Source organism: Streptomyces sp. BPTC-684, from assembly GCF_030028635.1.
GTDB classification, from domain to species: domain Bacteria; phylum Actinomycetota; class Actinomycetes; order Streptomycetales; family Streptomycetaceae; genus Streptomyces; species Streptomyces noboritoensis.
Genome location: NZ_CP124863.1, coordinates 6788213 through 6809784, shown reverse-complemented (window position 1 = coordinate 6809784; position 21572 = coordinate 6788213). Strand labels below are relative to the sequence as shown.

Here is a 21572-nt window from a genome sequence, read left to right as displayed (position 1 = left end):
CTTCCACCATGAGCAAGCCGCTCAAGCAGATCCACCTCGCGGCCCACTTCCCCGGTGTCAACAACACCACCGTGTGGAGCGCCCCCGAGGCCGGCAGCCACATCGACTTCAGCTCCTTCGCCCACTTCGCCCGCACCGCCGAACGCGGCAAGTTCGACTTCCTCTTCCTCGCCGAGGGGCTGCGGCTGCGCGAACAGGGCGGCAAGATATACGACTTGGACGTCGTGGGCCGCCCGGACACCTTCACCGTCCTCACCGCACTGGCCGCCGTCACCGAGCACCTCGGCCTGACCGGCACCATCAACTCCACCTTCAACGAGCCGTACGAGGTGGCCCGCCAGTTCGCCACCCTCGACCACCTCTCGGGGGGCCGCGCCGCCTGGAACGTGGTCACCTCGTGGGACGCCTTCACCGGTGAGAACTTCCGGCGCGGCGGCTTCCTCCCGCAGCAGGAGCGCTACTCGCGTGCCAAGGAGTTCCTGTCCACCGCCAACGAACTCTTCGACTCGTGGCACGGGGACGAGATCGTCGCGGACCGCGCGACCGGCGCCTTCCTGCGTGACGCGCGGGCCGGGGCCTTCGCGCACCGGGGCCCGCACTTCGACATCCAGGGGCAGTTCAACGTCCCGCGCAGCCCGCAGGGCCGCCCGGTGATCTTCCAGGCGGGTGACTCCGACGAGGGACGCGAGTTCGCCGCGTCGAGCGCGGACGCCATCTTCAGCCGGTACGCCGCCCGGGAGCAGGGCCAGGCCTTCTACGCCGACGTCAAGGGACGCCTGGCCCGCTACGGCCGCGAGCGCGACCAACTGCTGATCCTGCCCGCCGCGAGCTTCGTCCTCGGCGACACCGACGCCGAGGCGGAGGAACTGGCCCGGGAGGTGCGCCGCCTGCAGGTGAGCGGGGCCACGGCCATCAAGCACCTGGAGTTCGTCTGGAACCGTGACCTGTCGGCGTACGACCCGGACGGCCCGCTCCCCGACATCGACCCCGACCTGGGCGAGCACACCGTCGCCCGCGGCCGGGCCCAGGTGAGGATGTACCGCGATCCACTGGCCACCGCCCGCGAGTGGCGCGAGCTCGCGGCCGCCAACAAGTGGTCGATCCGCGACCTGGTCATCGAGACCGGCAACCGGCAGAACTTCGTCGGCTCCCCGGCCACCGTCGCCGACACCATCAACGACTTCGTCCAGGCCGACGCCGCCGACGGCTTCATCCTGGTCCCGCACATCACCCCGGGCGGCCTCGACCCGTTCGCCGACCGGGTCGTCCCGCTGCTCCAGGAACGCGGCGTCTACCGGACGGAGTACACGGGCACCACGCTGCGCGACCACCTCGGCCTGGCCCACCCCGACGACGGGCGCGAGGGGCGTGCGGCCAGGAGTGCCTAGGGCCTGTCCGGTGGGTCCGGTCGGCACGCGGGGGTCTGGCACGCCCATCTGCGGCGTTGTCGTCGGTTGCCGACGCTCCGCGTCGACGCCCTCCTCCGCCTTGCAGCTGGACGCACCAGACCCCCGCTCACCAGCACCGAAACCGCGCCCCGGGCCGAGACCGACCGGACCCACCGGACCCACCGGACCCACCGGACCCACCCTAGCCGCACGCCCGTCGCGTCGCGGAGGGGTCAGCGCGTGGCGGTGAGCCCGTATCCGTAGGGGAACAGCGGGTCGTAGTGGGCGTCGCCGATGTTGATCGGTTCCTGGGCCTCGCTGCGGGGCCAGGTGACGGGGAGCTTCCCGGTGAAGGGGCGCTTGCCGAACAGGACGTCGGCGACGCCGTCGCCCTCGCTGCCGGGGAGCCAGGACATGACGAAGGCGTCCGCCTTGGGCAGTTGGTCGGTGATGATCTGCGGGCGGCCCGCGACGTCGAGGACCAGGCACGTCCTGATCGCGGAGCAGACGCGGTCGATGTTCGCCTGGTCCTTCGCGGAGAGGTTCAGGGTGTGGCCGCCGTTGCCGACGTCGCCGACGCCTTCCGCGTAGGGGGTCTCGCCGACGACGACGATGCCGACGTCGTGGCCGGTGGTGGGCGCGGTGGCGTCGGCGCTGTAGGTGACGTCCTTCGCCTGGTGCTGGATGCCCTGCAGGATCGTGGTGCCGGGGAAGGCGTTGTTGCCGGACTGGCCCTGCCAGCTCACGGTCCAGCCGCCGGCCTGGTTGCCGAGGTCGTCGGCGTTGACTCCGGCGACGTAGATGCGCTGGGAGGGCTTCAGCGGCAGGGTGTGCCCGTCGTTCTTGAGCAGGACCTGGGATTCGGCGACGGCTCGGCGGGCGACGGCGCGGTGGGCGGGCGATCCGACGGTGTCGATGTTGGCCCGGTTGGTGTAGGGGTGTTCGAACAGACCGAGCTCGAACTTGGCGCGCAGTATGCGCGACACCGCGTCGTCGATGCGCGCCATCGGGACGCGTCCGGCCTGGACCTCGGCGGCGAGCGTCTGCTCGAACCGGGGGGCGTTGTACGGCTGCATGAACATGTCCATGCCCGCGTTGACGGATGTGCGGACCTGGGTGGCGAAGTCGCCGGGGAGTTGGGTGACGGCGTCCCAGTCACTGATGAGGAACCCGTCGAAGCCGATCTTCCGCTTCAGCACGTCGGTGAGGAGTTCCTTGCTGGCGCTCATCTTGACCGGTGTGCTGCCGGGCACGTCGGTCCACTGGACGGACGAGTACGACGGCATGACGCTTCCGACGTGGTGGACCTGCACGGCGGTGACGTAAGGCGCCAGGTCGACGGCGCCGAAGCGCTGACGGCTGGTGCGCGTGACGCCCTGATCGAGGGTGTAGGTGTTGGTGGTGGAGGTGCCGTAGGTGGTGTCGCCGTCCCCGGCGTAGTGCTTGACCGTGGCCAGCACGTGGTCGGGCCGGGCGAGGTCCTTCGTACGGGTGCCCTGGAAGCCGTCGATGGCGCTTTCCATCCGCTGGACCAGGGCGGGATCTTCACCGAAGCTCTCGTACGTACGGCCCCAGCGGTCGTCGCGGGCCACGCACACGCACGGCGCGAAGACCCACTGCGGTCCGGTGGCCCGGGTCTCGGTCGCCGTGATGTGCGCTTCCTCGGCGACCAGTTGGGGATCGCGCGTGGCGCCCATGCCGATGTTGTGGGGAAAGATCGTAGCGCCGACCAGGTTGCCGTGCCCGTGGACGGAGTCGACCCCGTAGAGCAACGGGATGTGCAGACGGGTCGCGAGCGCGTGCGCCTGGTAGCCGTCGACCATGTCCGCCCATGCCGCGGGGGTGTTGGACGCCGGAGTGGATCCGCCGCCCGACAGCAGTGAGCCCAGGTTGAGGTCGGTGATCCGCGTGGGATCGGCGTCGACCGATCCGCGTTCGGCCTGGGTCATCTGGCCGATCTTCTCCGCCGGTGTCATGCGCCCGAGCAGATCGGAGACGCGCTGCGCCGTGGGCACCTTGGGGTTGAGGTAGGGCGGCGTACGGCTGTGCCGGGCTTCGGCCGTGGAGCCGGGCTCGGCCAGGGCCGAGGAGACCGGGACCGCCGTGGCGACCAGCGCGGCGGCGGCCAGGAGGATCCCCGCCGTCCGTCGTCCGGTGGTGAGTCGGCGCGGCAGGCCGCCGTGAAAGAGCTGATGTCTCACGTCGATGCTCCTTGGGACATGGCCGCCCCGCTCCGAGCGGCCGGGCTGCGGTGCTGGAGCCGGGCGGCCTTGTCAAGGCGCTGACCGCCGTACGGTCTGGCGAGGGTCGGACGGGTCGGGAGCGCTCCCCTCACGGGCAGCGACCGCTTCGGCTCCTTCCGGACAGGCACACTCACACTGCAACACATGAAGCCAGTGGGGCTGATTGGCTGTCAAGCAGTGCGCACGCGTTCATCTTGTGAAGTCAAGTGGTCTGTGTCTGCAGATGACTTCACCAAAACCGCTTAGACGGCGTTTAGTCGATATTGAGAGCCCGTCCATAGCGTCCTCGACGACATTGAACGGCCCTGGTGACGCGCCCGGGCCGCGGATGCGAGGGCAAGGACTGACTGTCATGACACTGGCACTCAAGAAGTCGCACATATGGGGGACGCTGGCCGTCGCCGCGATGGGCATCGCCGCCGTTCCGGCCACGGCGCAGGCGGCGCAGCTGACCGGCCAGGTCGTCGGGCTCGGGGGCAAGTGCCTCGACGTCCGCGGCGGGAACACCGGCAACGGCACCCCCGTGCAGGTCTACGGCTGCAACGGCACCGCGTCCCAGAGATGGACCTACACCGAGCAGCCCGGCGAGGTCGGTGCGACGGTGACCGCGTTCGGCAAGTGCCTGGACGTCGCGTCCAGCGGCACCGTCGACCGCACTCCCGTACAGCTGTGGGACTGCAACGGCAGCGGAGCGCAGAAGTGGGTCCGCTACCAGGGCGACGTGCTCATCAACCCGCAGTCCAACAAGTGCCTGGACGTCCCCGGCGGAAACACCGCCGACAGCACCCCGGTGCAGATCTACACCTGCAACTTCACGGCCTCCCAGGTGTGGAAGTGGGGCGGCGACCAGGGCCAGAATCCGCCCGCCGCACTGCAGCGGCAGGTGTTCGACCTCGTCAACAACTACCGTGTGCAGCACGGCAAGGCGGCGCTCCAGTACGACGACGCCGTGGCCCGCACCGCACAGGACGAGGCGGACGAGCAGGCCCGCCGCGGCCAGCAGGGCCACTGGACCTTCGCGGGGGTGTTCGACTCGCTCCGCAAGTACGGCTACTCCCACCCGATCAGCAGTGCCACCGAGAACGCGGCCGGCGCGCCCGGCATGTGGAAGGACGCCGCTTCGGTCGTCGACGCCTGGATCAGGGAACCGCTGCACGAGAAGAACATCCTGGGCGACGCCGTCAAGTACACCGGCGTCGGCGTCACGGTCGACGCCAACGGCAACTACTGGTGGGCGCAGGACTTCGTCGGCTGATCCAGAGCCGTCAAGCATGCCCGCGGCGGCACACGCCGCGGGTGAGCACGCACGCCGCGGCGCCCGGCGCCGCGGCGTGCGCCGGAGCATCGCGACAAGGACCGGGCCGTTGCAGTACGGGAGTCGTACCCAGTAGGTGTCCTCGGCGTGCTGCCCGCCGCTGTGTGTGCCGGAGCCGTAGCGCCACAGGGCAACGGGCGCTATAAACCCCTATGACGCTCCACCCCCGGCCACGGTCCGCAGATACGCACCGAAGCGCGCGATCGCCGACGGGTTGCGGGGGCTCTCGACCAGGTCGACGTAGTCGAGCGTGAAGATGCGCCGGTTCTTGACCGCGGAGACGTCCCGCAGCGGAGGGTAGGACAGGAGGAACTTCTTCTTCTCCTCGGCGCTCACATCACCGTAGTCGCAGACGACGATCACGTCGGGGTTGCGCTCGACGACGCTCTCCCAGCCGACCGTGGTCCACGAGTCCGCCACATCGTGCATGACGTTGACGCCGCCGGACTCGGTGATGATCTGCTCCGGGGCGGCGTAGCGGCCGGAGGTGAAGGGCTGGTCGCGGCCACTGTCGTAGAGGAAGACCGTGGGACGGTCGGCACCCTTGGGGGCCTTCGCCCGTACGTCAGCGATGCGCTTCTTGAAGTCGGTGATCAGCGCGGCGGCCCGCTTCTCGACGCCGAACAGCTTGCCCAGGTTGGTCAGGTCGGCATACAGGGCGTCCAGGGGCGGCATGATGCCCCGCGACGTCTTCGTACGACTGTTGCGGCAGGACTCCGTGAGGATGTACGAAGGGATGCCGAGCTTCCCCAAGGCCTCGGGGGTGAAGCCGCCTTCCTCGCGGAAACCGTAGCTCCAGCCGGCGAAGACGAGGTCGGCGCGGGCGTCGAGGACGTTCTCCTTGGTGAGCTGGTCCTTCGAGAGCCACTTGACCTTGTCGTAACCGTCCTTCCACGGCACGTCCCTCAGGTCTCCCTTGTCGTCGGGCATGGCGAACCCGGCCATACGGTCCTCAAGCCCCAGGGCCAGCATCAGTTCGGTGATGCCGACGTCGTTGGTCACCACCCGCTCGGGAACCTTGTCGTACGTCACCTCGCGGCCGCAGTTGGTGAGGGTGACCGCCGCGGACTTGGCGTCCTCGGACTCGGACCGCTCGACCGTCGCACCGCAACCGGTGGTCACGACGAGGCAGAGGGCGGCGGCGAGCAGCTTGCGCATGGGCGTCCTTAGGTGGTTTCACGCGGTGGTCTTACGTGGTGGGCGGGAGCAGGTCGAACAGGAGCTGGACGGCGCCCGTGACGGGATGCCGTACGGGATGCGCGCGGACGCCGAACGTCCGGGCGAGCAGCTCGGGTTGGAGGACGTCGTGCGGAGGACCGGAGGCGACGATCCGGCCCCCGTCGATGACGTACAGGAGGTCGCAGTGGGCCGCGGCGAGGTTGAGGTCGTGCAGCGCGGCCAACACGGTCACACCGCTGTCGCGGACGAGGGAGAGGACGTCCAGCTGGTGGGCGATGTCCAGGTGATTGGTGGGCTCGTCGAGCACGAGCACCTGCGGTTGCTGGGCGAGGGCGCGGGCGATGAGGACCCGCTGCTTCTCTCCGCCGGACAGGCTGAGGAGGCCTCGGTCGGCAAGGTGGGCGACACCGGTGCGCTCCATGGCCCGGGCGCAGATCTCGCGGTCCGAGGCGGCCGTACGCCCACGGTGCGGCAGCCGCCCCATGGCGACCACCTCGGCCACGGTGAAGTCGAAGTCGGCGGACGACTCCTGCGGGAGCGCGGCCAGCACCCGGGCGGCGGCCCGTGGATCCATGGCGTGCAGATCGTCGCCGTCCAGCCGGACCACTCCCCCGGTGGGCCGCAGCGCCCGGTACACACTGCGCAGCAGCGTCGACTTGCCACTGCCGTTCGGGCCGACGAGCCCGACGAACGCCCCGCTGTCCGCGGTGAGTCGAACGTCGTCGACCAGCCGGGTGCGGGCGGCCTCGACCGTCACACCGTCGATGTCGATCCGCACGTTCAGCCACCTCCGAAGGCATAGCCACCGCGCCGCATCAGCAGGATGAACGCGGGAACGCCGACCACTGCCGTGATGACGCCCACGGGCAGCTCGGCCGGGGCGAGCAGCAGCCGGGACAGCACATCCGCCCACACGAGCAGCACCGCTCCCGCGAAGGGAGCCACCGCCAACACCCGCCGGTGGTCCGCGCCCACCAGCATGCGTACGACGTGCGGCACCATCAGTCCGACGAACCCGATGGCTCCGCTGACCGCGACGACGGTCCCGGTGACAGCCGCGGTGACGAGGAACAACTCCCGGCGCAGCCGCGAGGGCGGCACACCGAGTGCGGCCGAGGTCTCGTCCCCCATGGCGAGCGCGTTGAGCGCTTCCGCCCGCCACCGCAGCCAGAGCCACCCGGCCGCAACGGTCACCGCGGCGATCGGCACCTGCGCCCAGGTCGCTCCGCCCAGACTGCCCAGCAGCCACATCATCGCCGACCGGGCGGCCTCGCCCCGGGCCGCACCGAACACCATGACCGTGGTGAGGGCCTCGAATCCGTACGCCAGCGCCGTACCCGTCAGGATCAGCCGCAGTGGAGTCAGCCCACGGGGTGAGCGGGCCACGGCGTACACCAGCGCCATGGCCGCGAGCGCCGAGGCGAACGCCGAGACCGACAGCGCCCACACCCCGAGTCCCGCGAACGCCCCCAGCAGGATGACGGCGTTGGCTCCCACCGCGGCGCCGGAGGAGATGCCCAGGACGAACGGATCCGCCAGCGCGTTGCGGACCATCGCCTGCACGGCCACACCGACGGCCGCGAGCCCCGCCCCGACGACCGCGCCGAGCAGCACTCTTGGCAGGCGGATCTCCCAGACGATGGTGTACGCGGCCGCGTCGCCCGCCGACACGGTTCCGCCGGTGATTCCGGCCCACAGGAAACGGGGCACGTCGTCCCAGCCGACTTCGGCGGCCCCGAGCCCGACGCCGCAGACGAGCGACAGCAGGAGCAGCAGTCCCAAGCCGAGGCTGAGCGGCAGCACGGGTATCCGGCTGGGGGCCGTACTTCGGCGCACGGTGGGGACCGTCCTTCACCTGGGCCCACCGGCTGGACATCGAGCAGGAGACAGCCCGTACGGCCGTGCCGACCGCGCGGTCCCCTCTCGCAGTCCACGGCGAGCAGTCAACGGGTCGCAGGCCCCCCACGGGCGATCGGGCTCGCACGGCGACCGTCGGACAGCCGTGCACACCGTTGCGGGTCAGCGCCGGGATCTCACCGGACTTCCCCCGCGGGAGACGAGTGGAGCGTAACAAACGGCGCCCTCAGCGTGTTTGCCGTACGCTGACGACTCCGGTTGCCGGCCGTGCGGCAGCGCATGAGTACGAGCCCGGCGGCCCTGGTGGTCAGGTCCCTGCGGACGACCAGGCCCGCAACTGACGGGCGATCTGTGCGACGCCGAGTGCGCGGGCCGCGGAGTCCCTGACGAGCGCCACGGCAGCCTTCGGCGGGTAACTCATGGTGTGTCCGTTCAAGGCGAGGTATGCCTCGCAGGAGTGCCAGGCGAAGGCCTCGTTGGAGTGTTCCAGGCAGGGCATGCGGGCGAGGGTCTCCAGCAGGGCGGCCGCCTTGAGGAAGACGGAGCCGTAGATGTCATGCTCCAGGGCCCGGGCGTTGACGCGGGCGGCCGCGGCGTAGAGGGGGCCGAGGTCGTCGACTTGCGGGTCGCCGGGCAGCAGTTCGGCGGCACGGAGCAGGAAGGTGACATCGAGGGGGTGCGACGGGCCGGGCCGGGTCACGCCGCATGGCCCCTTTCACCGGATTCGAGATCCTGGCGTGCCTGACGTTCCGCGTCCCGCTGCTGTGCGGTGGGGTCGGTGGTGCCGGCCTCGGTATCGAAGGCCTGGCCGCTGCGGGCCTGGGACTGGGCGAAAGCGGCCAGGAAGCGCCGCTCCACAGCGGTGGCGCGGTCGTAGGCGGCGGAGAGCACGTACTCCTGCGTGCTGACGCCGGCCTGCTTCGCCGCTGCCGCGATGGCTTCGCGCTGCTGCGGGTCACGGAACCGCAGGTTCATCGCCTTCGAAGAATCCGACATGGTACCGATGCTACGAGCGGTACCACGATGAGCCCAGGGCCGTGCCTGCGGGCCTGCGCGCCGAGCCGTTCCAGGCACACCAACACGACACCCTCGACCTTCCCCGGGCATTCCGCTCCGTACGGGCGAGATAACAGAAAGCCACCACATCTTCCGGATAACGGACAGAGCGGATGGTAGATCGCGTAGGCGTCTCATAATCGGGCGTACTTGCATCTCATTAATTGGACAGACCCGTACATGAGCCAGACACTGACACCCACTCCCCCTCACCAACAGGACGCGCCCGGGCCGGGCACCCCGCTCTCCAACGGGCTCAAGCAGCGGCACCTTTCGATGATCGCGCTCGGGGGTGTCATCGGGGCCGGTCTCTTCGTCGGGTCCGGCGCCGGTATCGCCGCCGCCGGACCGTCGATCGTGCTGGCCTACGCCGCGTCCGGCATCCTGGTGATGTTCGTGATGCGCATGCTCGGCGAGATGTCCGCGGCCAACCCGGCCTCCGGCTCGTTCTCCGTGCACGCCGAGCGCGCGATCGGCCGCTGGGCGGGGTTCACCGCCGGATGGATGTTCTGGACGCTGCTCGTCGTGGGTGTGGGGATCGAGGCGATCGGTGCCGCGCACATCATGCAGGGGTGGTTCCCGGGCGTCCCGTCCTGGCTGTGGGTGCTGGCCTTCATGGCGGTGTTCTGCGGCGCGAACCTGGGCGCCGTCTCCAACTTCGGCGAGTTCGAGTTCTGGTTCGCCGCGTTGAAGATCGGTGCCATCGCGCTCTTCCTGACGCTGTGCGCCCTGGCGGTCCTCGGCCTGCTGCCCGGCACCGACTCCCCGGGCACGGCACACCTCGTCCACGACGGCGGGTTCCTGCCGACCGGCATGAGCGGACTGCTCGTCGGGCTGCTCGCCTCGGTCGTCGCCTACGGCGGTCTGGAGACGGTGACCATCGCGGCGGCCGAGTCCGAGGACCCGGCGCGGGGCGTGGCCAAGGCCGTGAAGACGACGATGTGGCGGATCGGCATCGTCTACGTGGGCTCGATGCTGGCGATCGTCACGCTCATCCCGTGGAACGACAAGGCCGTCACCGACAGCGGCCCGTACGCCGCCGTGCTCGACCGGCTCGGTGTCCCCGGCGGCGCGCAGATCATGAACGTGGTCGTCCTGATCGCGCTGCTCTCCGCGATGAACGCCAACATCTACGGCTCCTCGCGCATGGCGTACTCCCTGGTCGCGCGCGGCCAGGGTCCCGCCTTCCTCGGCAAGGTCTCCGGCCGGGTCCCGCGCCGCGCGGTCCTCGCGTCGTGCGCGTTCGGCTTCGTCGCCGTACTCCTGTCCTACTGGTGGCCCACGACCGTCTTCGCCTGGCTGCTCAACATGGTGGGCGGGGTCGTGCTGATCGTGTGGGGCTTCATCGCGGTGTCCCAGCTGGTGCTGCGCCGCCGCCTGGAGCGCACGGGATCCGCCCGACTGACCGTCCGGATGTGGGGTTTCCCGTATCTGACATGGGTCACCCTGGCCGCTGTGACCGGTGTACTGGTGCTCATGGCCCTGGACTCCGGAACGCGGGTCGAGCTCTACTTCACCGGCGGACTGGCGCTCACGCTGGCCGCGATCGGTTACGTACGACAGCGGAAGGCCCGGACGCCCTGAGCGCACGGCGCTGATGTGCGTCGCCACCGTCTGTCCGACCGAGCACCGCACCCCCGGGTGGCGGGGGTGCGGTGCTCGGTCGGGTGGGCCTGATCCGCGCGGTCCAGGCGCCCACCGCGGCTTCCGACCGCTGCATCGCGGCTGTGTCAGGGTGGTGGGCCGCCGCTCAGCGGGTGTACGTGCGCATGCGGTAGCGCAGCCCTGACGCCGAGGACTGCCAGCCGTCGTCCTGGGCGGCCTTCCACTCCGGGCCCAGTGTCGGGGCGTAGGCGTCGCCGTCCACCGCCGCGTCGACTTCCGTCACCGAGAGCGTCGTGGCGTATTCCAGGGCGGCACGATAGATCTCCCCGCCGCCGATCACCCATGTCTCAGCGGGGACGGCTGCCGGCTCCGACGGCTCGGCGGCGAGCTCCAGCGCCTCGGTGATGGACCCGGCGCGCTCCGCTCCTTCGGCCTCCCACCGCGGATCACGGGTGACCACGATGTTCCGCCTGCCGGACAGCGGGCGGAACCGTACGGGCAGCGAATCCCAGGTCTTGCGCCCCATCACCACCGGATGGCCGAGGGTGGTCGCCTTGAAGTGCGCCATGTCCTCCGGCAGACGCCAGGGAATCGCGTTGTCCGCGCCGATGACGCCCTCGGGGGTCTGCGCCCAGATCAGCCCGACGTTCACACCGCCACCGGAGCCTTGATGGCCGGGTGGTGCCGGTAGTCGAGCACCTCCACGTCGGAGAAGTCGTAGTCGAACAGCGAGGCGGCCTTGCCCAGACGCAGCTGGGGGAACTCGAACGGGGTGCGCGAGAGCTGCTCGGTCACCTGCTCGACGTGGTTGTCGTAGATGTGGCAGTCGCCGCCGGTCCAGATGAAGTCGCCCGGCTCAAGGCCGACCTGCTGCGCCACCATGTGGGTGAGCAGCGCGTAGCTGGCGATGTTGAACGGGACGCCCAGGAACAGGTCCGCGCTGCGCTGGTACAGCTGGCACGAGAGCTTGCCGTCGGCGACGTAGAACTGGAAGAAGGCGTGGCACGGCGCCAGTGCCATCTTGTTCAGCTCGGAGACGTTCCAGGCGGAGACGATCATCCGGCGGGAGTCCGGGTCCCGGCGCAGCGTGTCGAGGACCTCGCTGATCTGGTCGATGTGCCCGCCGTCCGGGGTGGGCCAGGAGCGCCACTGCGCCCCGTAGACCGGACCGAGGTCGCCGTTGCTGTCGGCCCACTCGTCCCAGATGGTGACGCCGTGCTCCTGGAGCCAGCCGACGTTGGAGTCGCCGCGCAGGAACCACAGCAGCTCGTACACGATGGACCTGAGGTGCACCTTCTTGGTGGTGACCAGCGGGAACCCTTGCGAGAGGTCGTAGCGCAGCTGGTGCCCGAAGACGCTCCGGGTACCGGTGCCCGTCCGGTCGGCTTTGGCTGTCCCGGAGGTGAGCACCAGCCTCAACAGGTCTTCGTACTGGGTATCGGCCATAACCGACGATTCTACTAGCGCCGAGAACGCGGACTCGACGGCCACGTCTTCGCCGTTTTGAGCGGCGAAGTGGCCGACGGCCGACCGTCCCGTGCGCGTGCTGGCGCCGCCGGAGGGGCCCGGGTGGGCCCCGGGACAGGATCCGGGCGGGGGCCGCCGCCCCTGCCGAGCGTCAGGGCGCAGCAGCCGGGGCGCGGCGATGGCCATGCTCCTCTCAGCGGTCGGCACTGGTGGATCCAAGCCTGGTGGACCGGATGTCCCCTCCGCCGCTGACCTGCGACAATTACGGCTGATCCATGGCCACCGAAGCCCGATTGCCAACCAGGGGACTGATGAACTGCCGTATATCCCAGGCCGCCCTGGCCGTCGGCTCGATCGGAGTCCTCATCAACATCGTGGACGCGATCGGGTCGGGGCACGCCGAGCCGCACCACGCCTTCGCCGCGCTGGTCGCACTCGGTGCGGGTGCCGAGCTGCTCAAGGACAGACGCCCCGGGGCCGCGCGGGCGCTGCGCATCGTCGCGTCGGTGCTGCTGGTGGTCGCCGGATCCGTCGCGGGGTACAGAGCGTGGGCCGCACTCCTCAAGGACGCGACCTACGACTGGCTCAACCTCATACTCGGAGTGCTGGTCGTGCTCTACGTCCTCGTCGGCGCTGCTCAGCTGCTCTCCCGCCAGTCCCGCAGAACATCGAAGCCCCGCAGGGACGCCGACGTGACCAGCGGATAGCTACACCGTCACTGGCCGAGCTTCCCGGCGTTGAGGGAAGGGGAGGGGCCTGACGGTCTCCGCCAGGTCACTCGTGCGCCCTTACGGAGCCAGGTGGGAGGGGAAAGCGTTCAGCCACCTCAACCCCCGGTTGCGGTGACTGACTCCCACCTCACCAACCGCCCGTCCCGACCCAGCTCTTCGGCAGGTGACGCCCCGACCGCTGTGCTTGCCGCCTGCCGCCCTCCCGGCTCAAGTCCGCCGTGGCACAGCTCAGCGCTGGATTTTGACGCCGAAGGGGCCGCCGAGGGCGAAGCCGATGGCGCTGTGGAGGTGGGCGTACATTTCCATGCCGCGGGCGGCGTGGAGGGTGCCGAGGTCGAGGATGTCGTGCCAGCCGTAGGACTTCAGCAGGTGGGTGACGCTCTGTTTGGCGTCGGCATCGTTGCCGGCGATGAGCGTGGTGTGGTCGCCGCCAGCGACGCGGGCCGGGTCGACGACGGTGTCCTGCTCCTGGGTGACGAAGGCCTTGACGACGCTGGTGTCGGGCAGGGCCCGCTGGATCTGCTCGCCGAGGCTGTCGGTGTCGACCGGGTCCAGGCGCGGCATGACACCCCAGGGGGTGGGCCAGGGGTGCTCGGTGGTGGGGTTGTAGAGGTAGGGGACGGCGTAGTCGATGAGGACCTTGCCGGCCAGCTGGTCGGCGATGGCGCCCAGAGCCTGGACGGCGTTGTGGCCGTCGATGCCGTTGATGACGAGCTCGGCCGAGGCCGCAGCGTCGCCGAAGGTCGCCAGGGTGATGTCGGGGTGGTCGGCGAGCCACTGCTTGAAGGGCGGGTTGCCCATCACGTCCGGCTCGGTACGGGCCAGGGTGGTTTCGGGGTCGCGGGTTCCGACGGCGACCTGGTGGCCCAGTTCGGCAAGCCTGGCCGCGTGCGCCCGGCCTCCGCCGCCGGTGCCGAGGACTGCGATCTTCATGGCGTTCATGACGGGGACCTCCTGCTGGGAGCAGCGTTCAAAGGGCGTGTGGCGCGCGGGAGTACGGCGCTCGTGGGACCCAGCCACAGGCGGCAGCCGGACGGCGCGCCGCTGACCGCCGTCCGGGGCACAGCGCTGAACGGGCGGGGTGGAAACGCAGGGTAGCGGCCACCCCGCGCCCGGATCGGCCTGGGCGGCGGGCCAACCGGACATCCCGCATCACCTGCCGGTTGCACCCGAGAAGTGCGACAGTGCCGACTGGGTGGGGCTGATGGGGTGGGGGTCAGCCGGTGAACTGCCACAGGAACCACTGGTTGTCCCAGGGGTCCTGGATCACAGCGACGGCGACGGGGCCCTTCTGGCGCTTGGGTGCCAGCACCTGGCCGCCGTTGGCCTCGACCGCGGAGACGGTGGCGTCGATGTCGTCGGTGCCCAGGAACGGCATGGCCTTGCCGGTCTTCCAGAACTTCATCCACCCTAACCTATTGGTACGGACGTCCGCACCAATAAGCCGCCAAAGAGTGACCCAGGCCACACTTCGGCGGGCAGCGGGCAGGCCTCCCAGGCAGCACAAAGGCCCACCATCGGCGCACCAGGGGAAGACTTCCCCCTTCACGCGTCGACGGCGGGCCATTCGCCACAGCCCCGGCTAGGCAGGCGCCACCCCCAGCACCACCTCAGCACCCCGATGTTCTCCCCCAGCCCGAGGCAAGGGCGCGGTCATCACCTGCACGCCCAGTCCGTTCGTCACCGGCTCGATGCACACCGCAACCAACGGCCGCTCGATGGAGGGCGCCAACGTCCCGCGCTACCGCGAACCCCGCAGGAGGGGGGCGACGTTGGGGTGGATCACTTGGACGGTAGCTCGGCCGTGGCGTCCCAGGCCGCCAGAAGCCACGCGTCCAGGACTTCGTCCTCAAGGACCTCGCCCGCCACATACACCCAGCCGCCGGCGGTCCGGCCGCGAGCTTCGAAGGGCCGCGCCCCGGGCTGGGCCAGGGCGTCGTCCAGGTCGTCGGGGTCGATACGTACGAACAGGTCGTCGCCGGACACCCCGGCCACCGTGTTTCCCCGGTCCAGGAAGCAGAGCGCCCCGAACATCTTCTTCTCCACCGCGTCCAGGTCGGCGTGCTCCAGGCGCTGGCGGACCCTGTCCGCAAGCACCTCGTCGTAGGCCATCAGGTTCGCACCCTTCCCTCCACTGTCCGCCATCAACAATGTGCCCATGCTTTCGCGGAACCTTCACGCCAACCCGCCCGTACGGGCGGCCGCCCGGATGGAGAGCTGAATACGGCGTCGACAGCGGGCCGGCCCGAACCCTGCGGCCGGCCGGGCTAGGCGGGCGCCACGCCCAGGACCTGCCTGAGCACCTCAAGGACCTGCCCGCGACCGGGCGGCTCGGGCGCGGTCATCACCTGCAGGCACAGCCCGTTCATCAGCGGCGGAATACACGCCGCGACCACCGGCCCCACCACCGGAGTCATCACCTCGACACTCTCACTCGTCAGACGCGCGGCCGCCTCCCGCAGGGCAGGGCGACGCAGCGCAGCGAGATACAGCTCGAACTCCACGACCGCCCCGCTCCGCCCCTCCTCCCCCACACAAGCCATGACGGAATCCGCCAGCGCCTGGGCCAGCTCTTCGCGGGTGTCCTGCGCATGCTCGGCGGCCCACTGGCGCATGAAGGCGGCGAAGCGGTCCGCGGCCCGCTCGAGCGCGGCCTGGATCAGGGCCTCGCGGTCGGCGAAGTGGTAGGTCGTGGAGCTGAGCGAAACATCAGCCCGCTCGGCGATCGCCCGGTGACTCAGCCCCTCAAGCCCCCGCTCCGCGATCAACTCCTCGGCAACCTCGGCGATACGCTCCCGCCGGTGCGGGTCATGCCGACGCGTACGACGCGCAGGTCGCCCGGCCTCCTCTGCCACGATCGGTACCCCTTCCCAGAGAACTATCGGTACGGACGTACGTACTGCTCAGTATAGTCGGACCAGCAACCACACACGCCCGCCCCTTACCGGCCCGCTTTGGACCCTCGCGTATGCGACAGAGTGCCTGCGCCATGGTCGTGCAAGAGACTTCCGCGATGAGATGAGCAGGTAACCAGGTGCTGGGGGGACGCCTTCTCCACCGGGACGCCCCCACGCCGGACTGGCGGAGCCCCCGGGACCGGCTGACGGGAATGCTTCTGGGCGCCGCCGCTCTGGCCATGGGCCTGATGGCGGGTCTCTTCTTCGCCTTCGACGTCTCCGTCATGCCGGGCCTGGCGAAGGCGGACGACCGCACGTACGCCACGGCCATGCAGAACTTCAACTCCGTCATCGACAGCAGCGGCCTCTTCGGGCTGGTCTTCGTCGGCACACTGGCGGTCACCGCGTGGGTCGTGTTCCGCGCCTTCCGCAAAGGGCAACGCGCGATGGGCCAATGGCGCCCGCCCCAGCAGACGAGCTGACCGGCGGGAGGTCTGGGGGCCGTCCCCACCGCGGCCGCCGCCCCGGATACGAAACGTCGCCCCGCGAGTTGATGCAGCCATACGCCAGGTGCGCCCGCGTTCGAACAGTCCGAATCCTTTCGACTGTCGGAACAAACGTCATCCGGGGCAAGACCACTGCATCGAAGTAACAACCGCCGGTCTTGGCCCGCGCGGGGCGCCCCGGCCCTTTACTGGTCCTCGGGAGCTGGAGGGCTGGCTGAGGTCTGCCCTTTCGCCTTCACCGGTTGGCCCGCGTGCCCCGAACTACCCCCTTCGCGAAGGAGAGCCCGGCGGATGACCATCGAGACCAGCCCGGAAGCGGAGCTGGAGCCGGCGCGGCAGAGCAGCCTGGGCACCGCGGCTGCGCGCAACCTGGCCACCACGGCCAAGTCCGCGCCGCAGATGCAGGAGATCACCTCCCGCTGGCTGCTGCGGATGCTCCCCTGGGTGGAGGCCAAGGGCGGCACCTACCGGGTGAACCGTCGGCTGACCTACACCGTCGGCGATGGGTACATCGCATTCGTCCAGGACGGTGCCGATATCCGGGTCATCCCCCAAGAACTCGGCGAACTGGCCCTGTTGCGCGGCTTCGAGGACGTCGACGTCCTGACCGCGCTCGCCGACCGGTGTGTCCGGCGTGACTTCCGCGCCGGCGAGGTGCTGGTCGAGCGCGGCGCCCCCGCCGAGGGGATCAACCTGATCGTCCACGGCCGCATCAACCAGACCTCCGTCGGCCAGTACGGTGACGACGTGGGCATCGGCCTGCTCGCCGACGGCCACCACTTCGGTGAGAACGCCCTGTTGGACGCCGACGCCACATGGGACTGCACCGCCACGGCCGAGACCGCCGGTACGCTGCTCACCCTGTCCCGCGCCGACTTCGACGCCGTGCTGTCCAGGGCCCCGAGCCTGCGGTCCCACATCGAGCGGTTCGGCTCGCTGCCTCGTCGGCGGCAGAACCGTCACGGCGAGGCCGAGATCGGCATGTCGGCCGGCCACAAGGGCGAAGCCAGACTGCCGGGCGCCTTCGTCGACTACGAGCTCCACCCGCGCGAGTACGAACTCTCCGTCGCACAGACCGTTCTGCGGGTCCACACGAGGGTCGCGGACCTCTACAACGGGCCGATGAATCAGACCGAGGAGCAGCTCAGGCTGACGATCGAGGCGCTGCGCGAGCGCCAGGAGTACGAGCTGATCAACAACCGGGAGTTCGGCCTGCTCCCCAACGCCGACTTCAAACAGCGGATCCAGCCCCACTCCGGCCCGCCCACCCCGGACGACCTCGACGAGCTCCTCTGCCGCCGCCGGGGTACGAAGCTGTTCCTCGCCCACCCCAGGACGATCGCGGCGATCGGGCGCGAGCTCAACGCCCGCGGGATCTACCCGGACCAGGTCGACCTCGACGGTCAGCGGGTTCAGGCATGGCGAAACGTGCCGATCCTGCCCTGCGACAAGATCCCCATCAGCGAGGAAAGAACCAGTTCGATCCTCGCCATGCGCATCGGCGAGGACAACCAGGGCGTCATCGGTCTGCACCAGACCGGCCTGCCGGACGAGTACGAACCGGGTCTGTCGGTGCGCCGCACGGGCATCAGCGAGCAGGCGATCACCTCGTACCTGGTCACCGCCTACTACTCCGCCGCGATCCTGGTGCCGAACGCGCTCGGCGTCCTTGAGAACGTGCAGATCGCCCGCTGGAGGGACTAGGGGTGCCGTTCAGCGTCCCCAACGGCCCGGACCTTCCCCGGCCGCTGGTCGAACATGCCCGGGACCTGGGGCAGGCCGCCCCGCCCCACCTCATCAAGGAGCTACGGATGCCCGATCCTGATGCTGCCCCTGTGCAGTCGAGCCTGCCGATCGCTGCGGCCCGTTTCGGGGAGCGCATCGTTGCCGCCTGCATGGAAGCCGGTACGGAAGCAGGCGCGGAAGCCGGGGCCCGGCCCGGGCTGCCAGGGCCGCCCCGCGTCCCCGTCCCCGCCGCGAAAACCGCTCCTCCGGACGAGGCCGCACCCGCCAACGCCCCAGGTGGTGACCTGATCGCGCGGCACGTGCAGGACGGTACCGCCGAGGTGAGGCAGCTGGGCCCGGCCCTGGAACGGATCCTGCGGGGGCCCACCGGTCTGGGTACGGCCGGCCTGCGGCTGAGCGGGTGCGAGCAGTCCCCGGTTCCTGTGACACCGGTGGAGGGCACCCCCATCCCGGGCCTCTACCACCACCCGGTACTGCCGCCCGACCCGGCCCGGGTGGAGGAGGTCGGCCGCAGGATCAAGACATGGGCGGTGGACGAGGTCCAGGCATATCCCCCGGAGTGGGAAGACCAGTTCGACGGCTTCTCCGTCGCCCGCTACATGGTCGCCTGCCATCCGGACGCTCCCACCACCGACCACCTGATGGTCGCCGCACGGCTGATGGTCGCCGAGAACGCGGTCGACGACTGCTACTGCGAGGACCACGGGGGCTCGCCCATCGGTCTCGGCAGTCGCCTCCTGCTGGCACACACGGCCCTCGACCCCCTGCACACCACGAAGGAGTACCAGCCGGAGTGGACCGCCTCGCTCCAGTCGGACGCTCCCCGGCGCGCCTACCGCTCCGCCATGGAGTACCTCCTCCAGCACTCCACGCCCTCACAGGCCGACCGGTTCCGGCACGACATGGCCCGTCTGCACCTGGGGTATCTCGCCGAGGCCGCGTGGGCGGAGACGGACACCGTTCCCGAGGTGTGGGAGTACCTGGCAATGCGCCAGTTCAACAACTTCCGCCCCTGTCCCACCATCACCGACACCGTCGGCGGCTACGAACTGCCCGCCGACCTGCACGCCCGGCCCGCCGTGCAGCGCGTCATCGCACTCGCCGGCAACGCCACCACCATCGTCAACGACCTGTACTCGTACACCAAGGAACTCGACAGCCCCGGCCGGCACCTGAACCTGCCGGTGGTGATCGCCGAACGTGAGGGCATGTCCGACCGGGACGCCTATCTGAAGGCGGTCGAGGTCCACAACCAGCTCATGCACGACTTCGAGAGCGAAGCCGCCGCCGTGGCCGCCGCCTGCCCCGTACCGAGCCTGCTGCGCTTCCTGCGCGGAGTGGCGGTGTGGCTCGACGGCAACCACTACTGGCACCAGACCAACACCTACCGATACAGCCTGCCCGATTTCTGGTAAGGAGTGGACATTCCTGTGACCACCGAGCTCACCACCAACACCTCCGCCTTCGTCCCCGCCCCGGCGTCGCCCTACCAGGGGGACATCGCCCGCTACTGGGACCAGGAGGCCAGGCCCGTGAACCTGCGTCTCGGCGACGTCGACGGGCTCTACCACCACCACTACGGCATCGGCGACGTCGACCACGACGCGCTCGGGGACACCGCCGACAGCGAGTACGAGAAGAAGCTGATCGCCGAGCTTCACCGCCTGGAATCGGCGCAGGCCGAAGTCCTGCTGGACCACCTCGGCACCATCGGGCGTGCCGACACGCTCGTGGACGCCGGCTGCGGGCGGGGCGGGTCGATGGTCATGGCCCACCAGCGGTTCGGATGCAGCGTCGAGGGCGTCACCCTGTCCACCAAGCAGGCCGACTTCGCCAACCGGCGCGCCCGCGAACTCGGTATCGAGGACCACGTCCGCGCCCGCGTGTGCAACATGCTCGACATGCCCTTCGAGACCGGGCAGGCCGCGGCCTCGTGGAACAACGAGTCGAGCATGTACGTCGACCTGGAGGACCTCTTCGCCGAGCACTCCCGCGTCCTCGCGGTCGGCGGCCGCTATGTGACCATCACCGGCTGCTGGAACCCGCGTTACGGCCAGCCCTCGAAGTGGGTCTCCCAGATCAACGCCCACTTCGAGTGCAACATCCACTCCCGCAGGGAATACCTGCGAGCCATGGCCGACAACCGTCTCGTACCGCAAGCCGTCATCGACCTGACGGCCGCGACCACGCCCTACTGGCAGCTGCGGGCCACGTCCTCCCTGGTCACCGGCATCGAAGAGGCTTTCCTCAAGTCGTACGAGGACGGCTCCTTCCAGTACCTCCTGATCGCCGCCGACCGCGTCTGACCAACCACTTGCCCGCGAGGGCCGGACCCGCCACCCAACGGACCACCCGGCCCTTGCGAAGCATCCACGTTGTACCGGGCGACGCATCCCCCCACGAGCCGCTCAGCGACCGGATCCACCGCCGAGCATCGCCACCGCGCCACCGTGTTCTCAGCCGGTGTGCAGGATCCGAAAGCGATCGGGTTTCGCCGGATCTCGGTCGACGACCTGGACGGGCGCCCAGGCCCACTGCCACACGCTGATGCCCGGCGTGCGGGAGAACCGGATCTGCCCACGGGTGCCTTCGACTGCGACGCGCGGCCAGGATGCGGCAGTGCGTTCCCGGTCCGCGCCGTGCGACCGCAGCACATCGGCGAGGACGGTGACCGTGTCGTAGCCCTCGAAGGCGACGAAGGAGGGTGCTTGGGCCAGCCGCTCGCGCAGGGCCGTCTCGACTCGTACGCCGAGCGGGCCGAGGCGCTCGGGCAGGTAGCGCAAGAACGGGATCGCTGCGCCGTCGTCGCCCAGCAGCGCCGCCCATTCGGAGAACTCCGGCTGCCCGGCCGGAGCACCGATCATGATCTCGGCCAGGCGCTGGTCGCGGCGGACGGCCTTGACGATCGGCACTGCGGGCTCCGGGTGGCCGACCAGCAGGAGGAGGGCTGTTGCGCGGTGGTCGACGAGTGCGTCGCACACGGCGGTGGGGGTGAGCTCGCGCATGTCGAGTTCGATGACGGTGGCGCCGCGTGGAGTGAGGTGGTCCCGCAGTATGCCGGTCCCGGATGCCCAGTAGACACTCGGGTCGGCCGCTACGGCGATGCGGCTGTGGCCCGCGCCCAGGAGGAAGTCCGCGTAGATCCGCCAGCCGTGGGACTGTGCCGGGGCCAGGCGCGCGACCCATTCCGTCGGCTGTTCGGTGAGCGCGTCGAGAACCGCCGACGAGCACAGGAACGGCAGGCCGAGGGCGTCGGCCCTGGCGGCAGCGGCGCGAGCGACGACGCTGTGATACTCCCCCGCCACGGCGGCCACGCCCAGGCGGGCCAGTTCGTCCACGGCCGCCGCGGCCCTGTGCGGGTCTGCCGCGCTGTCCCGGACCGCCAGCTCAAGTGGCCTTCCATCGATCCCGCCGGCGTCGTTGACGTCGCCGACCGCCAATTCGAGTCCGGCGAGCAAGTGCCGGCCCGCCTCGACCCAGCCGGGCCGAGTCAGCGGAACGAGAGCGCCGATCCGGACGGACGATCCGTCAGTCGGCTCCGCTCCCAGTGGCAATGGTGACATATTCATACGTTGGCGTCTC

The 21572-nt window shown here is 69.9% G+C and carries 21 protein-coding genes and 1 riboswitch; of the genes, 8 read left to right on the top strand and 13 right to left on the bottom strand.

Annotated features, from left to right (window positions below; genetic code table 11):
* Positions 1-8 precede the first annotated feature (8 nt).
* On the top strand, positions 9-1388 hold the full coding sequence (locus QIY60_RS30530; protein ID WP_283145402.1) for an NtaA/DmoA family FMN-dependent monooxygenase: 1380 nt from the start codon (positions 9-11) through the stop codon (positions 1386-1388).
* 233 nt (positions 1389-1621) lie between these two features.
* On the opposite strand, the gene QIY60_RS30525 is transcribed toward QIY60_RS30530, so the two are convergent.
* Positions 1622-3589 (bottom strand): glycoside hydrolase family 3 protein, encoded by a 1968-nt coding sequence (locus QIY60_RS30525; RefSeq protein ID WP_283145401.1) that lies wholly within the window; start codon positions 3587-3589, stop codon positions 1622-1624.
* Between the two features lie 394 nt (positions 3590-3983).
* Here QIY60_RS30525 and QIY60_RS30520 point away from each other — a divergent pair, with 394 nt between their 5' ends.
* Positions 3984-4886 (top strand): RICIN domain-containing protein, encoded by a 903-nt coding sequence (locus QIY60_RS30520; protein ID WP_283145400.1) that lies wholly within the window; start codon positions 3984-3986, stop codon positions 4884-4886.
* Positions 4887-5096: 210 nt separating this feature from the next.
* On the opposite strand, the gene QIY60_RS30515 is transcribed toward QIY60_RS30520, so the two are convergent.
* The 5 genes from QIY60_RS30515 to QIY60_RS30495 form a co-directional block, all read right to left on the bottom strand.
* A complete protein-coding gene (locus tag QIY60_RS30515) occupies positions 5097-6104 on the bottom strand; it encodes an ABC transporter substrate-binding protein (RefSeq protein ID WP_283145399.1) in 1008 nt (335 codons plus the stop codon).
* Between the two features lie 31 nt (positions 6105-6135).
* A complete protein-coding gene (locus QIY60_RS30510) occupies positions 6136-6903 on the bottom strand; it encodes an ABC transporter ATP-binding protein (protein ID WP_283145398.1) in 768 nt (255 codons plus the stop codon).
* A 2-nt stretch (positions 6904-6905) separates the two neighbouring features.
* Complete coding sequence (locus QIY60_RS30505) at positions 6906-7961, bottom strand: iron ABC transporter permease (protein ID WP_283145397.1); 1056 nt, start codon at positions 7959-7961, stop codon at positions 6906-6908.
* A gap of 130 nt (positions 7962-8091) precedes the next feature.
* Positions 8092-8173, bottom strand: a riboswitch (cobalamin riboswitch).
* Positions 8174-8289: 116 nt separating this feature from the next.
* The gene (locus QIY60_RS30500) at positions 8290-8682 is read right to left on the bottom strand and encodes a fic family toxin-antitoxin system, toxin component (RefSeq protein ID WP_283145396.1); all 393 of its coding nucleotides are present in this window, start codon (positions 8680-8682) and stop codon (positions 8290-8292) included.
* Positions 8679-8978, bottom strand: coding sequence for a hypothetical protein (locus QIY60_RS30495; protein WP_283145395.1), 300 nt, complete (start codon positions 8976-8978; stop codon positions 8679-8681). Before QIY60_RS30495 ends, QIY60_RS30500 begins: the two co-directional genes overlap by 4 nt.
* Before the next feature lie 240 nt (positions 8979-9218).
* Here QIY60_RS30495 and QIY60_RS30490 point away from each other — a divergent pair, with 240 nt between their 5' ends.
* Entirely contained in the window at positions 9219-10622 is a 1404-nt protein-coding gene (locus tag QIY60_RS30490; RefSeq protein ID WP_283145394.1) for an amino acid permease, read from the top strand.
* Between the two features lie 166 nt (positions 10623-10788).
* On the opposite strand, the gene QIY60_RS30485 is transcribed toward QIY60_RS30490, so the two are convergent.
* Together QIY60_RS30485 and QIY60_RS30480 are read right to left on the bottom strand one after the other, a co-directional pair.
* Complete coding sequence (locus tag QIY60_RS30485) at positions 10789-11295, bottom strand: dihydrofolate reductase (protein WP_283145393.1); 507 nt, start codon at positions 11293-11295, stop codon at positions 10789-10791.
* A complete protein-coding gene (locus QIY60_RS30480; protein WP_283145392.1) occupies positions 11292-12089 on the bottom strand; it encodes a thymidylate synthase in 798 nt (265 codons plus the stop codon). Before QIY60_RS30480 ends, QIY60_RS30485 begins: the two co-directional genes overlap by 4 nt.
* 332 nt (positions 12090-12421) lie before the next feature.
* Between QIY60_RS30480 and QIY60_RS30475 the strand changes: the two genes are divergently transcribed.
* Positions 12422-12817, top strand: coding sequence for a hypothetical protein (locus tag QIY60_RS30475; protein WP_283145391.1), 396 nt, complete (start codon positions 12422-12424; stop codon positions 12815-12817).
* A gap of 252 nt (positions 12818-13069) precedes the next feature.
* Here the strand turns inward: QIY60_RS30475 and QIY60_RS30470 are convergent, their stop codons facing one another.
* The 4 genes from QIY60_RS30470 to QIY60_RS30455 all read right to left on the bottom strand — a co-directional run bounded on the left by QIY60_RS30470 (position 13070) and on the right by QIY60_RS30455 (position 15696).
* Positions 13070-13774: an NAD(P)-binding domain-containing protein gene (locus QIY60_RS30470; protein WP_283146123.1), complete on the bottom strand. Its 705-nt coding sequence runs from the start codon at positions 13772-13774 to the stop codon at positions 13070-13072.
* Between the two features lie 283 nt (positions 13775-14057).
* Positions 14058-14246: a hypothetical protein gene (locus QIY60_RS30465; RefSeq protein WP_283145390.1), complete on the bottom strand. Its 189-nt coding sequence runs from the start codon at positions 14244-14246 to the stop codon at positions 14058-14060.
* 377 nt (positions 14247-14623) lie between these two features.
* Positions 14624-14953 (bottom strand): TfoX/Sxy family protein, encoded by a 330-nt coding sequence (locus tag QIY60_RS30460; RefSeq protein WP_283145389.1) that lies wholly within the window; start codon positions 14951-14953, stop codon positions 14624-14626.
* 155 nt (positions 14954-15108) lie between these two features.
* Positions 15109-15696 carry a TetR family transcriptional regulator gene (locus QIY60_RS30455; RefSeq protein ID WP_283145388.1) on the bottom strand — a complete coding sequence of 196 codons (588 nt, stop codon included), beginning with the start codon at positions 15694-15696 and terminating at the stop codon, positions 15109-15111.
* Positions 15697-15950: 254 nt separating this feature from the next.
* Here QIY60_RS30455 and QIY60_RS30450 point away from each other — a divergent pair, with 254 nt between their 5' ends.
* The 4 genes from QIY60_RS30450 (at position 15951) to QIY60_RS30435 (ending at position 20296) form a co-directional block, all read left to right on the top strand.
* The gene (locus QIY60_RS30450; protein WP_283145387.1) at positions 15951-16220 is read left to right on the top strand and encodes a hypothetical protein; all 270 of its coding nucleotides are present in this window, start codon (positions 15951-15953) and stop codon (positions 16218-16220) included.
* A 315-nt stretch (positions 16221-16535) separates the two neighbouring features.
* Positions 16536-17948, top strand: a complete 1413-nt coding sequence (locus tag QIY60_RS30445; protein ID WP_283145386.1) for a family 2B encapsulin nanocompartment shell protein — start codon at positions 16536-16538, stop codon at positions 17946-17948.
* A gap of 107 nt (positions 17949-18055) precedes the next feature.
* A complete protein-coding gene (locus tag QIY60_RS30440; protein WP_283145385.1) occupies positions 18056-19405 on the top strand; it encodes a family 2 encapsulin nanocompartment cargo protein terpene cyclase in 1350 nt (449 codons plus the stop codon).
* A gap of 3 nt (positions 19406-19408) precedes the next feature.
* Positions 19409-20296, top strand: coding sequence for a geranyl diphosphate 2-C-methyltransferase (locus QIY60_RS30435; RefSeq protein ID WP_283145384.1), 888 nt, complete (start codon positions 19409-19411; stop codon positions 20294-20296).
* A gap of 150 nt (positions 20297-20446) precedes the next feature.
* On the opposite strand, the gene QIY60_RS30430 is transcribed toward QIY60_RS30435, so the two are convergent.
* The gene (locus QIY60_RS30430; RefSeq protein ID WP_283145383.1) at positions 20447-21559 is read right to left on the bottom strand and encodes an ABC transporter substrate-binding protein; all 1113 of its coding nucleotides are present in this window, start codon (positions 21557-21559) and stop codon (positions 20447-20449) included.
* Between the last annotated feature and the right edge of the window lie 13 nt (positions 21560-21572).